The following is a 13,278-nucleotide window of genomic DNA, read 5'->3' on the forward strand; positions in this document are numbered from 1 at the left end:
CGTTTTCCATGGCCGCTCAGATCGACAGCTTCAATTTCGCTTCTTGCTGGAAGCGGTGCACCACGGGCATATCCGGGGTCGCGGCGTTCTTCGGTCCGAGCAGGCTATTGTCGTTGGCATGCGATCTGAACGACCCACTGGTGCCGAGCTCGATACCTTGAGAATTGAAGGTGGCGTAGCTTCGCGCGCCGTTGATCTGAATTTCTTCCTTGGCGGTGAACGTGATCCGGTTCGCCGTGTGTGTGATGTTCAGCTTTGCCAGCAGGTTGATGCTGTCCGAAAGGGCCTTGACGTCGATGTCGCCTGCAGCGGCGATCAGGCGCATTCCGAGTTCAACTCCGACGTTCAGTTCCGAATTATTCGCTTGAGCGAGGTCGAGCTCGCCAGCTGCCCTCAGCAAGAAGTTTGCGATCAAACGTAGCTCATCCGGTGTCCTATGAAAATCCACGTTAGAGATCGTCATGGGCAGAATACCGCCCTCTGAATCTGATTCTTCAGGCCAGCCCACAATGCGCATGGAATATCCTACGTGTTAGATGACCGCTCCTGGCCGATATCAGTCTCTGTCAAATAGTGAGACACTGCGAGATCTAATTTTAGGTGGACCATGCGCTGCAAGAATGCGCTAGAAAAATTGCTTGTTTGAGTTGCAAATCCTGGCCGCGTTGCAACCGCAAAATCCAGAACAGCCCCAGCCAGACCGGCAGCGGTTGCAAGCTTCCAAATTTCGTCATGATTGTTTGCTAAATACGATTCAGCATCGGCCAGTTGGGCCGGGAAATTATCAATTTCGGCGTCACTTACGACAAAATTAGCGCCTGAATCAACATGAAATCGTCCCTTCAAAGGTCGCTCCTGCCCCTTTTTCCAAGTGCGGAACGGAACCAATTTTAGCCCTGGAAGTAACGCATCAATTTCAAGGTCCTCACCGTACACTCGTAACACGCAACTCATATCTTTTCCCATTTCACGAATGGCCGGTAGTGGCCGAAGCCGGTCTGTCGCGGCAGAATAGCAGGTTGCTCGGCAGGAAAATCCTTGGATTGTCACGACCGGCCGGTCCCGACCCATACCAGACGTTGCTGCGATGGCTTTACCGTTGGAGAAACCTCGTCAGGAAGAGCAGCGCGAACGGGCTGATCAGTAACGTTGCAGTCAGCATCCTCAATCCTAGAGCCACTCGCGAGCGGCTTTGAGGGTTTGCCCGTACCAGATCCCATGACCAAGCCGCACTTGTGCCTGCCACCGCAGCCGTAAAGATAAAGCTCAGAACAAACGGGCCAATCGTGCTGAGCGGATCCATTATTGGGATGATTGTTCGGTGACTGGGTGTCCAGGTCAGGATCCCGATTAGCCACACGACAAAGAACGCCAAAGGAACTATCCCTACGCTCATCAGCCCGTTGGCTATCAGGAGCTTGGTGCGTGTCGACATACCTGTACCTTATTCGGGAGTTGCCATAACGTCTGCGTCTGGCCAATCTACGCCGTCCAGCGTACGGCAACTGTCGACCCAATCCGGACCTTCACAGCCACTACGATCAGGCATCACGTTTAGCGTCGCGGGGCCAGACTATTATTCAGATAGGAAGAGATAACTACCTCGTCTATCTTGTTTGACTACGCCCTGCCAGTGCGCCGCAGGTTGTTGAGCGCACAGGCGTTCCCTTGCCTCTTCTGACATCGAACTAAAAACTGCACGATACCGTTCATGATGGGGAGAGTTTCCTACAATACTCCCAGTAAACTCCTTGATATTTGGTGCTCGACAGCTATCAAGGATCATGCTGCCGAATACCGAGACGGTCTTACCAATGTAATGATCGCCGTATCGCAGCATATACACTGGGTCCACGAATCGATACCCTACAATCAAGGGTTCCGGGTCGCAAGTTTGCGGTTCATCGTTAAGCTGATGTAGGCGTTGCTCCATTCTGCTGGCGAGACAGGTTGCTAGTCCCTCTGCCTTCTCGAAAACACCTGGTATGTTTCGACAGTCCCACCGCTCGCGCAACCAATACTTCTGACCCTGTATCAGCAGTGGGCAAAGCGAAGGGCATGCGCGCCCTAGAGCGTCAAGTCTGTCTGAGATTGCCTTGTCTTGTGCTGTTAGCGAAGGATGAGAGCAAATGGTCTCTTCCACGTCGTACTTTGCCAGTGAACAATCGATCGGTGCTGAAAGCGCAAGTGAACAACTAACGGTTGATGAGACCAGCATCAGTGCAGGCATTAAAACTGGGCGACGTCGTGTTTTATCCATGGCAAACAATTCAACAATCGCAAGTATCGTTATTCGGAGTGAACTGCAAACGTCTGCTCCTGGCCGAACCCGGCCGATGATCCAGCATAGCATGTTGCTGATGCGGAAAAGTTACGGACAGTGATAACCGGCCGCAACCGTCCCCTTGCAGACGTAATCATGTCAAGCACGGATGCTAATCGAGTTGAACAAGGTCGTAATCTTGGTACCGCTTCACCCAAGGGAAAAACCTCGAACGAACTATTCGCTGGCCACAAAGCGCCTGGATGTCCGACAGGTCGAAATCGAAACTCGACGCCCCTGGCGGCACTGGCTCACCGCGAGCGTAAACGAGCGGGTTGAGTAAATAGAGAATCTTGCCGTCACGATTGACCACGAGTTGCACCTTCCTGCCACTGTGAAGACGAAACGCTGTAGCCAGGATGTCGGAACCATTAGAGTCCCGCTGCCAGCCGTCTTGCCAGTGTCCAGCAGCTCTAATTTTTTCGAGTAGCTTTTCGGGGAGATTGCACATGGTTCCTGAAATTTCGACAGTCCGGTATTGGCCGATTTCGGCCGCTCAACGCGGCTTATCCATTGTTCCGTCAACCGGTAAGTAATTTCCATAGAACTGTAGCGCAAACAATCACAAGTAATAGCTGGAACGAAACCACGAACCAAAACCGAATCGGTTGATTTTTCCTTCTGTATAACGTGCCAGCAGCATTCGCAACTCCGCTGCGAAGGGCGAGAACGACGCGCTGGCCAACGTAGAGCCCAAGGCAGGCCACTAGTGTGAATCGAAAAATTGACGCCATGTCGCCCATATTTTCTAAACTTTCGGCACCGCGGTTAATCAGCAAGGAGCCGTCGGTTATTCCGCTCTTGGCCAATCTCACCCGTTCGGTGTACGGCAACTTTCGACCCAGAGCAGAGGTCCAGAAATCGGAACGAGCCGTTGTAGATCCGACATTCGCCGCACTGCGCGCTACAGCACGCGTTCTGAATGTGTAAACCGTAGGTAGATTGTTTCGACTAGGGCGTGCTTGCCCGCAAGCTCGGGATGGCTTGGCCAAGCTCTCACTATCACTCGAACGTATCGCCAGTCGATTACATCCAGCAAATCCCAGTCAAAGAAGGTGACGAACGAAAGCACCGCGTCGCCTGTGAACTCTGTTTGTGCGTGATCCCAGTAGCCAGAATCCAATTCTCGATTGAGCATCCAGGGCGCGAGCTCGCCATATGCCAACGCGAGCGAAATGCGCTCCTGCGGCTTCCCGTAACTGCCGCACGGCAGGCCTGCGGGCATGGTGACCAGTGCATCGAATAGATGCTCTTCGACGAGCGAGAAACGCTCTTGAGCCTGCCATGCTTCGTCATCACGCCCACCTGTGCGGAAATAGTTGTTGAACAGTTCTCGACTTGCCAAGCGAAATCTCATCATCGCCGAGTGAATGTCGAATTCAGGAACCACGAAACTGGTCATGCAGGTCCACCCTTAAACTGGCTCAGTTCTTCGATTAGCTTGCAGACAGAAGCCCCTCGCCCCGCTCCGCTCTTGGCCGAGATCCGTTTGTCGCGATGGACTGCCTTCGACCCGAAGCAGACCAAAAAGAAAGATTTGTAGTTCGCCTGGCGCATGAATACATCAGGACGAGTTGGTGTCACGCATACTCTGCGGCTCCCCCTTCCAGAACGCCATGGCAAGCAAAAAGCCTCCGGCAACGACGCCATTTGTTATCAATGCAAGTACCCCGTGAGGGGCCAAAATTATCGAGCCGCCGAAGAGCAGCACGAAGAAGATCAAGATGACCGCCCATCCTTCCCATACCAAAGGGAGTCCCCATCCCCAGCCATTTCTGGCTGATCGCACGGGGAACCAATAGCGTTTCTCCCTCATTACCATTCTCCAATGGTCGAGTGACCGCTTGTGGCCGAACCCGGCCGATCGAGCCAGCATAGCATGTTGCTGCGCCGACAATCTATCGGACTGTCACGACAGGCCGAGTTTGACCCGAAGCGGACCTTCACAAACGATTTTCGGGTCGCATGCAATTCCTAAACACCTAGGGCCATGCCGCCTTTGATGGTTGCCCAAGTGACGTCGCATTCGACACTCCCTTCGGAACGTACAAGACGTACGGTCTCCGGCAACACGAATGTTGACTCGATCAGATCGAAATCGATGGGCTTTGCCAAGACGCAGAAGAATCCGCTCCGGTTCTCTCCCCATCGGTATGGCCGCACTAGTTCATTCCCATGCTGCAGAAGCAGATCGACTATGGGTTCCAGGTGCGTGTAGATAGGCCGAGTAGACGAGTCAAACGAGATAGTTGTAACCATTGAATTATCTTGCTGCGTTTGAACCGGCGAAGTATCAGTTGCCTACGGACGCTCCTGGCCGAGCTCGGCCGTTCAAGCCAGCATAGCATCTCATGTTCGGTTTCCTTTTTTTTCAGGTCTTGGCCGTCGTGTTGGTGTCTTCAGACTGTTTTTGTTGATTGGAGAACGAGACCAGGGTCGTCACCACCGATACAAGGCACATTCCTACCAGACCAATGCATGACAGTAGATCCGAGGATCCGCCGAAATACCACGGGCCGTAGCTGTCCCTGAATAGGAAACCGTCACCAGGTGATTTGACCGGGCCGAGTAACAGTAGAGAGACAACAACGTTAGCCATAGCAATCGAGACTCCCGAGTGGCCCCGGGCCAGACAACGGGTCAATAGCCAGTTAAGGAAGATCAGCACCGGACCGACCCAATACACGTAAAGGAGAGCGGCGATAAGTATCGCGCTTGAAAAGTCCAGCATCGCTAGTTTCCGTTATCGAACGACCTGATGAGTAGCTGATGTGCGTCCGCTTCTGGCCGAACCCGGCCGTTCGACTCAGCATAGCAGGTTGCCGAGCTGGAAAAGTCGCGAACTGTCACGACAGGCCGGAACCGACCCATACCAGACGTTCCCGCGCAGATCAACCGGGCACTCGAAGCAAAATTCGCCTAACTACATCAGCATCGGCCTTGTAGTGTTCGATCCAGAAGAGGCCCGCTTGCTGAACGTATCGCCAGAACTCGCCCTCGGTAATGATCACTTCGTCATCAGACACGCCAAATGCCACACCATTAAAGTGCATCCTCGCGTCAGGATCGTCGGGGTCAGGAAAGGCGCAGTATTCCTCGTTGTATGCGTATGTGCCTCTCTGCGTAACGACATCGAGGACCCTAACGAGCGCTCGCTGTTCGCAAACGTAGTTGAAAAAGCTCTTGACCGTCCAATGTGGATCGTCACGCCAATCGGCAATAGGGAAAGGAACTTTGTTCACGCTTACTTTCTCGACAGGCCATACTGAAGGGCCGCTTCTGGCCGATAGCGGACGTTCAGAATGGCTCAGCTTACGGCGTTGTTGCTCTCAGAGCAAGTCGACCGCTTGTCATGTGCTCTAAGCACCGCCGCAGTTGTGGCAAACTTTTTTAGTTTGTGGCTAACTTTTTATTTTGTGGCGGACTTTTTTATCGCGCCACAGCGATCCTACTTTGGCCACAGTGGAACGAAGTGGGCGCCGAATTGCAGGATCGTGCAATTTGTTCCCGCGGCGTTGCCGACCGAAGTCATGTTTTGAACTGTCCCACCGTATCCGATCGCGTATATCTGGACGTGCAATCCACGCGTGACCGCCATGAGGTGACCGGTCGTGCCTACGTCGATCGTCGCGCCGGTTGGAAGACCGTAGGCCAGGCGCTCCTGGACGAAGTCCGGCATGACGTTCGGATCATTGGCTTCCAGCTGAGCGAGGGTATGGATGAGGCAATTGTGTCCTTCGGGCGTGGCCTGGCCCTCGTTGAAGTGTTCAAACAGGTTCGCAAGCGAGGCATCGGGCGCCTGAACACCTTGTTGCTGGAGAAACTCGGTGACCGATTTCGGATACGACGGCACTTGCAGTGGTTCGAACATGACGATGTCGTCCGGATTGCCCGAGCCGGGGCCTTGTGGGTCCTCGTCCTCGTCCTCGCCCTCGACCTCGACCTCGTCCGACGCCGCGCCCCATGAAAGGGTTGCGGCGGTACCGCCGACCGAGGAAAAGCCCTTGTTGAATGCCGTAACCTTTCGGGCCAACGCACGCTGGACCTGGACCGACTGTTTCTCGGCGGTGTTGAGGCGGGCTTTCTCCGTCGGCATATTGGCCACGCCGAAATAGGGATTTACCAGGGCAGCGGAAGAAATCGTCGGGAGCGACTCGTAGCCGACTATCTTCCAGCCCAGCTGCTGCGCCTCGCTCGCCGCACAGCCGATGGCGCGCGCGGCCAATTCTTCCTGCCAGTTGTCGAGCTTCGATTGCTTCATCGGATCGCCACCCTCTTCGTCCGGCGCATAGAAGTCGAACCCCGACGCACCGACGAGGAGACGCCCCACGAGGCAGGCCGACGACATACCTCCGAGAACGTTCACCTCGGCCTCGTTGAGGATGCGCGCCTTTATCGACAGGCTCTTCTGCGCCGCGAGTTGCAGCACGTTGTTGAGGCGCAGGATGTTGTCAGGGACGAGTGGAATGAGATAAATGTAGAGCTCGCCCATCATTCCCTGACGGCGCCGTTGCTCGGACTGCTCTTCCGGCGTTTTGATGCCCAGCACGTAGCGGATCGAGTGCACGGGATTGAACGAGAACGATACGAAGGGCGTCAGGCTGAAGTCGAGACCTCGATACAGTGCGGGCGCCTTGTCGGCCTGTTTGATTTCGGTGCTGAAGGCACCATACGTATTGATGTAGCGCTGGATGAGGCTGTAGTATTGGTCGCCCTGCTTGTTCCCGCTCCAGTGCTGCTTGACCGCCTCGCCCTCGAGGGCGCGCAACTTGCGGGCGATGCCCATGGCTTCCTCGTCGAGTTGATCCAGTTGCGCCTGCGATTCGACCAGCCCCGGCTCGACGCTCGCGCGGTGGCGGGCCTCTTCGCTCGAGGCCGGAATCTGGTCGAGCGAGGCAAGACTCTGGTTCAGGATATCGAAATCGCTGAAGTAGTCGCGGCGAAAATGCAGCCCCCGATAGACGGCAATGCATTCGATTTGCTCGGTCGTCTCCGGCAAACCGGCCATGCCGGGCATGCCGGGCATGCCACAGGGGATGATGCTCGTCACGGCGGACTTGCTGGAGGAAAAGGACTGCCCGGCCTGCACCGTCTTCTTCTCGAAGTCCGTGACCTTCTGCGTCCATGTCGTCTCGGCCGCGAGCAGCCGAGAAGCGATTTTCCTCAACCAAGCCGCCGGATTCTTGCCAGCGTTCTTGTGGATTAACTCCAGCGCCTCGCTCGCTGCGATCGACCTGCATCGTCGATGAAATTGCTTGAGTTCGTGACCATGGTAGGCGATCGTTCCAAGCAATTGCTGACCGGTCGCCAGGTCGACCAGGCCGCCGTTGACATACCGGGAGACCGTCTGCGCGAGCAACCGGGTGCGCCGGGCCACGCGCGCCCCGAACGCGGCGTGGCTGCGCAGCGTCATCAATGCCGTGATCTGCGCCTCGAACAACGTGTTTTCCGCGATCTCTGCCGGAAGCAACGGCAAGCCGTGGTTGGCTTGCGCTTGCAGGAGGTCACGCCCGAGCGCGCGCAGCAGGGACGACATTTTCTGGAGCGCGGACTCGAAGGCTTCGATGGCCTTGCGGTCGAGGACATTCCCTTCCATGAACGTCTTGATGGCCACGCAAAGCTGGAGAAGGCACGCCTCGATCCGCTTCTTCACTCGACCTCTCCCGCGCCGGCCACACGTCGCGCCGCTTCCGCATAAAGTGCCGTCATGAGGTCGTTGCCGTCGGCGATCGAACGCGGCACAGGCTCGAGCAGGGGCGCGGCCCAGGACATCGAATCGAACTCGGCGCCGTGGACGAGGACGATCTGCGCCCACTGCCAAAGCGCCTGTTCCGACACGATCCCGCGGGCCAGGGCCCGATCCAGGCCGGTACTCACATGCGCGCGGACGGCCGCCCTGCCCCTCGCTTCGATCGCCTCGGGCCGCAGCGCCGCAAGCGCCTCGAACAAGCGCTGCGCGAAGGCCTGACGCTGGTCGTCTTCGAGAATCGATTGCTGGCGCGCGCGGATCAGGAGCACGGCAGTCCTTCGACGGCAGGATCGCCAGCGCGTGCCGGGCCGTCCGTGAATGCAATGTGCCCGCACCCGCCCCCCGCCTCGACTTCGCCAGAAGCCACAGTCCGCCGGCACCCGGCAAATGGCAGCAAGTGGATAGATCGTTCGAGTCCGAGAATCCGTATGTGCATACGATGGTTCGTTGTCGTTGGACGGTGGCCGTGGCGGCGCCAATATCGGTTGCGCGACGGGAACGTGGCCTTGCCTCCCGCACGTCAGCGCGCTGCAATGTTGACGAGATTGTAAACGATTGCACAGCCGTCTACCGTCAATAGACCGTAGACCGATAAATTTTTGCCAATCGACACGATGCCGGTGCCAAGCATTCCCGTCCCCGTTCCATGGCGGCGTTCTGCACCAAATTCGGGTCAGGCACGACAGGATCGCGGCAGTCGGACCGTTTCCGCCCGGGCCGTGGCGGCTAATCCGTTCTGCGCGCGCACCACGTCGCCAGCGCGGACCCGGACAGGTTGTGCCACACACTGAACAGCGCGCTCGGCACGGCGGCGAGAGGACTGAAATGCGCCGCGGCCAATGCCGCGCCGAGGCCGGAATTCTGCATCCCGGTCTCGAACATCACCGCCTTGCGCTTGGCGAGGTTCATGCCGAACAGCCGGGCAAACCCATAGCCGAGCGCAAACCCGAGCAGGTTGTGCAGGATGACCGCCGCGAATATCAGCAGGCCGTTCGTCAACAGTTTCGGCTGGTTCAGCGCGACGATGATCGCGATGATCAGCACGATCGCCACCGTAGACACAAGCGGCAGCGCCTTGACGCTGGCCGCCGCCTGCCTGGCGAACAGGGTCTTGGCCGCGATGCCGAGCGCGATCGGCAGGATCACCACCTGCACGATGTCCACGAACAGCGAAGTCGTATTAATGTGCATCCACCCGCCCGCGAGCAGCGACACGAGGGCCGGCGTCGCGAACGGCGCGATCAAGGTGGACACCGACCCGATCGACACCCCGAGCGCGACGTCGCCCTTCGACAGGAAGGTCATCACGTTCGACGCGGTGCCGCTCGGGCAGCAGCCGACGAGGATGACGCCGACCGCGATCTCGGGCGGCAGGCGCAGCGCGAGCGCGAGCAGGTAGGCGATGCCGGGCATGATGAGGTAGTGCCCGACGACGCCGATCGCGACATCCTTCGGCCGCCGGAAGACTTCGCGGAAATCCGCCGCCGACAGCGTGAGGCCCATGCCGAACATGACGATGCCGAGCAGCGGCGCGATCCAGGTCTTGTAGCCGGTGAACAGCGGCGGCGCGAAGAATCCCAGGGCGGCGAACAGGAGGACCCACACCGAAAAGGTCTTGCCGACGAAGGCGCTGGCTTTTTCTACGGCGTTCACGCGTGGGTTCTCCTGGTGTCGATGTGCGATGGGTCCGGCATTATATGTCCGCGCCCTGACCTTTGGCGGATGCGGCGCTGCGCAATCCGCGTTAGTATCGCCCCACCATGACCGATACCGCCTCCGCCCCCATCCGCCTGCCGATCGGCACCCTCGACGGCGTCGCGTTCGACGTCGTCGCATGGGGCCCGGCGCACGCCGACGTCGACTTCAGCGTGGCCTGCATGTTCGAGCACGAACTGGGCGGCGCCATGGGCGGCGGGCTGCTCGCCCTGGACCAGGCGCTCGGCGGCCAACTGGCGCGCCTGCGCGCGGCCGGCGCGTTCCGGGCGCAGCCGATGGAAACGCTGCTGGTCACGACGCCGCCGCCGGGCGTGACGCCGCGTGCGGTGCTGGTGATCGGCATGGGCGATCCGGCGGCGCTGGACGGCGACCTGCTGCGGCGCGCCTGCCGCGTCGCGATGCGCGAGGCGATCCGCCACGGCGCGACGTCGATGGCGTTCGCGCCCAGCGTGCTCGATGCCGGCCACACCGACAACGCGGCGCTGGACATGCAGGAGGTCATGCTGGACGGGATGCTCGGCGCCTTGCGCGCGGAGCACGTGCTGGCCGACGCCGGACTGGCGGGCACGCCGGCGCTGCGGCATTGCACGTTCGACGTCGGCGCGCCGCGCGCGCAGGCGGCCGGGCGCGCATTCGCGGCGGCGTTCGCGCGGGCGACCGCCGCAACCCGTCAATGAATCAGTCCCGGTCGGCGCGGCAGCGCATGCCCTGCAACTCCTCAGGCGTCGGCGACGCCAGGGCCGGGCCGTTGATGGCATACGTCGCCCCGTTCGACGCGGTCACGACGTTATGACTCCCGTCGATGGTGGCCGTGCTGTTCGGCCTGCCCCAATGAAAAAACCAGCGCAACGTCCCGTGCGCGCCCGGCTCGACGAGAATGCCGAAGATATCGCGGTAGCCGGCAAGCGTCGGAAAGACCGGCACGTTTTGGTGCAAGCGCTTCCGCGTAAGGTCGTACGCGCGCCGACGTTGGCGGTCGTTGTGCATCGGGACATTGATCCAAACCGGGCTCTGACCCCGGTGGCAAAAAAAACGGCGCGCCGCCCGAAGGCAAGCGCGCCGGTGGCAACGACAGGCCGGCACCGCCGTGCCGTCCCGTCCTACTCGGAAATCAGAAGTGATATTCGGCCTTCACCATCGGCGTGCTGGCCGATGCGCCCGGCACGTGCTTGCTGTCGTTGCCGAACTTGTTGTGCCAGTACTGGTACTCGAAACCGGCGCGGAAGGTCTTCGGCTTGGCGCCCAGCAGCGGGCCGACGTCGTACAGCAGCTGCATGTCGATGTTCGTTTCCGGCGCGGTCTGGTTGCCGAATTCGTCCTTGCCCTTGGATGCGATCCAGTTCGCGAAGCCTTCCCACGACCAGCCCGTGCCGCCGACCGGGAATGCCCACACGGCGCCCAGCATCGGGTGCGTGTCGTAGCGGTAGCGCGGGGTCGAGACGCCCGAGAACTCGTTGGTCGGCGCGTTGCTCTCCCACAGGCCGTAGATGCCCACGTTCAGCAGGCCCGGTGCCTTGAAGGAGAACGTCGGGCCGACGACCAGCATGCGCTTCTTCGAGTTGTAGCCGGCGTCGTCCTTCGTGTTGACGTCGAAGCCGAAGGTCATGCCGACGTCGCTCACGGGGCCGTAGGCGAACGGGTTGCCGGTCGCCTTGGTCAGCGAAACCGTGTTGCGGTACAGGAGGTAGAACTCCTGCGCGCCCGAGCTCGCGCCCGGCGCCGACGGGTCGGTCTTGTTCGACAGCAGGACATCCAGGTTGAAGAAGTTGGTGCCGTAGGCATAACCGCTCACGTGGTTGATGTCGAGGATGTCCTTGTGGATGTCCGCGCCGTTGAACGGCTCGCGGAAACGGCTGCCGGTACGGTAGCCGATCGACGTATCGCTCCATTCGGCGGCCTGGACGGACGTTGCCGCGCACGCGCACAGCGCCATGGTCAGGACGGTTTTCTTCATGCTTTGCTCCCTTGGACGATTGGTTGGTGGTTGTTGGTGGCGCCCGCATCCCCATGGCTCTCGGCAGGGATGTCGCGGGTTCCGTTAAAGAAGAGGTTCAGCGCGACCGCGGCGACGGCGGTCAGCAGGATGCCCGACTCCAGCAACGGATGCAGGCTGTGGGCCATCTGTTGGGCCCAGCGCGGCGCCACAAGCGGGATCAGGCCGAAGCCGATCGACAGCGCGACAATATACAGGTTGTAGCGATTGTTCCGGAAGTCGACGCGGGTCAGGATGCGGATGCCTGCCGCGGCAACCATCCCGAACATCACAAGGCCGGCGCCGCCCAGCACGAATTGCGGGATCGCTTCCACGAGCGCCGCCATTTTCGGCAGCATGCCCAGCACGATCATGATGCAGCCGCCGGCCACGCACACCCAGCGGCTCTTGACGCCGGTGACCGCGACCAGGCCCACGTTCTGCGAAAAGCTCGTGTGCGGAAAGGTGTTCAGCAGGCCGCCGATCAGGGTGCCCAGGCCGTCCGTGCGCAGACCGGCCGCGAGCTGCTTGCGGTCGAGGTCCTTGCCCGTCAATTCGGACAACGCGAGGAACATGCCGGCCGATTCGATCATCACGACGATCATGACGACGGCGAACGTGACGATCATGACGAGATCGAACGTGGGGGCGCCGAACGCCAGCGGCGTCACGAGCCGGAACCAGGCGGCCTGGCCGACCTTGGCGAAGTTCATCTCGCCGAACGCGAACGTCACGATGCAGCCGGCGACGATGCCCAGCAGGACGGAAATATTGGCGAGGAAGCCACGGGTGTAACGCACGAGGCACAGCACGACCGCCAGCACGAACGCGGCGATGCCCAGGTGGTCCAGCGCGCCGTAGTTCGGATTCGGCGTCATCGGCACGGGGCCGGCCAGCTTCAGCGCGGGCGCCGCACTGCCCGGCGGCAGCGCGCTCGCGGCCTGCGCGGCGCTGGCGCGCGCGGCGTCGACCATCGCGGCCAGCTTGACCGTGTCGACGCTCTGCGCCGTGTTGTCCGGACCGCCCATGGCCCAGCCCACGCCGACGCGCATCAGGGTCACGCCGATGATCAGGATGATGGTGCCGGTGACGACGGGCGGAAAGAAGCGCAGCAGGCGGCTCATCAACGGGGCGATGAGCAGCGCCACGGCGCCGGCGCCGATGCCGGCGCCGAAGATCGCGCGCGCCCCGTCGACGCCGGGCACCGCGTTCGCGATGGCCACCATCGGGCCGACGGCCGCGAAGGTCACGCCCATCATCACCGGCAGGCGGATGCCGAACCAGGAAGTCAGGCCGAGGGACTGGATGAGGGTCACGATGCCGCAGCAGAACAGGTCGGCCGAGATCAGCATGCTGACCTGTTCGGGGGGAAGTTTGAGGGCGCGTCCGACGATCAGCGGCACGGCGATGGCGCCGGCGTACATGACGAGGACGTGCTGCAGGCCGAGCGCGGTCAGGCGCCCGAGGGGCAATCGCTCATCCACGGGATGGCGGGAAATTTGGGTCATGCTTGTCTCC

Annotated in this window: 13 protein-coding genes; 1 reads left to right on the forward strand and 12 read right to left on the reverse strand. The window is 60.2% G+C overall.

Annotated elements, in window-relative coordinates; genetic code table 11:
- Nucleotides 1-16: 16 nt before the first annotated feature.
- The 9 genes from U9J41_RS05970 to U9J41_RS06010 all read right to left on the reverse strand — a co-directional run bounded on the left by U9J41_RS05970 (nt 17) and on the right by U9J41_RS06010 (nt 9,725).
- A complete protein-coding gene (locus U9J41_RS05970; protein WP_322400859.1) occupies nt 17-517 on the reverse strand; it encodes a DUF2345 domain-containing protein in 501 nt (166 codons plus the stop codon).
- Nucleotides 518-525: 8 nt separating this feature from the next.
- Nucleotides 526-1,050: a hypothetical protein gene (locus U9J41_RS05975; RefSeq protein ID WP_322400861.1), complete on the reverse strand. Its 525-nt coding sequence runs from the start codon at nt 1,048-1,050 to the stop codon at nt 526-528.
- A 2,177-nt stretch (nt 1,051-3,227) separates the two neighbouring features.
- Nucleotides 3,228-3,725 carry a hypothetical protein gene (locus tag U9J41_RS05980; RefSeq protein WP_322400862.1) on the reverse strand — a complete coding sequence of 166 codons (498 nt, stop codon included), beginning with the start codon at nt 3,723-3,725 and terminating at the stop codon, nt 3,228-3,230.
- 162 nt (nt 3,726-3,887) lie between these two features.
- On the reverse strand, nt 3,888-4,139 hold the full coding sequence (locus U9J41_RS05985; protein WP_322400863.1) for a hypothetical protein: 252 nt from the start codon (nt 4,137-4,139) through the stop codon (nt 3,888-3,890).
- Nucleotides 4,140-4,694: 555 nt separating this feature from the next.
- On the reverse strand, nt 4,695-5,054 hold the full coding sequence (locus tag U9J41_RS05990; protein ID WP_322400864.1) for a hypothetical protein: 360 nt from the start codon (nt 5,052-5,054) through the stop codon (nt 4,695-4,697).
- A 160-nt stretch (nt 5,055-5,214) separates the two neighbouring features.
- A complete protein-coding gene (gene cdiI, locus U9J41_RS05995; protein ID WP_322400865.1) occupies nt 5,215-5,565 on the reverse strand; it encodes a ribonuclease toxin immunity protein CdiI in 351 nt (116 codons plus the stop codon).
- Nucleotides 5,566-5,771: 206 nt separating this feature from the next.
- On the reverse strand, nt 5,772-7,976 hold the full coding sequence (locus U9J41_RS06000) for a hypothetical protein (protein ID WP_322400867.1): 2,205 nt from the start codon (nt 7,974-7,976) through the stop codon (nt 5,772-5,774).
- On the reverse strand, nt 7,973-8,341 hold the full coding sequence (locus tag U9J41_RS06005) for a hypothetical protein (RefSeq protein ID WP_322400868.1): 369 nt from the start codon (nt 8,339-8,341) through the stop codon (nt 7,973-7,975). The genes U9J41_RS06000 and U9J41_RS06005 overlap by 4 nt, the downstream gene beginning before the upstream one ends.
- A 457-nt stretch (nt 8,342-8,798) precedes the next feature.
- Nucleotides 8,799-9,725 (reverse strand): bile acid:sodium symporter family protein, encoded by a 927-nt coding sequence (locus tag U9J41_RS06010; protein ID WP_322400869.1) that lies wholly within the window; start codon nt 9,723-9,725, stop codon nt 8,799-8,801.
- Nucleotides 9,726-9,832: 107 nt separating this feature from the next.
- Between U9J41_RS06010 and U9J41_RS06015 the strand changes: the two genes are divergently transcribed.
- Nucleotides 9,833-10,465, forward strand: a complete 633-nt coding sequence (locus U9J41_RS06015; protein WP_322400871.1) for a M17 family peptidase N-terminal domain-containing protein — start codon at nt 9,833-9,835, stop codon at nt 10,463-10,465.
- 1 nt (nt 10,466) lies between these two features.
- Here the strand turns inward: U9J41_RS06015 and U9J41_RS06020 are convergent, their stop codons facing one another.
- From U9J41_RS06020 to U9J41_RS06030, 3 genes are all read right to left on the reverse strand, one after another.
- Nucleotides 10,467-10,775: a hypothetical protein gene (locus tag U9J41_RS06020; RefSeq protein ID WP_322400872.1), complete on the reverse strand. Its 309-nt coding sequence runs from the start codon at nt 10,773-10,775 to the stop codon at nt 10,467-10,469.
- 124 nt (nt 10,776-10,899) lie between these two features.
- A complete protein-coding gene (locus tag U9J41_RS06025) occupies nt 10,900-11,742 on the reverse strand; it encodes an outer envelope protein (protein ID WP_322400873.1) in 843 nt (280 codons plus the stop codon).
- A complete protein-coding gene (locus U9J41_RS06030) occupies nt 11,739-13,268 on the reverse strand; it encodes a nucleobase:cation symporter-2 family protein (RefSeq protein WP_322400874.1) in 1,530 nt (509 codons plus the stop codon). Before U9J41_RS06030 ends, U9J41_RS06025 begins: the two co-directional genes overlap by 4 nt.
- Nucleotides 13,269-13,278: the final 10 nt, after the last annotated feature.

The sequence above is a fragment of the Massilia luteola genome (assembly GCF_034420155.1).
Classification (GTDB): domain Bacteria; phylum Pseudomonadota; class Gammaproteobacteria; order Burkholderiales; family Burkholderiaceae_D; genus Telluria; species Telluria luteola.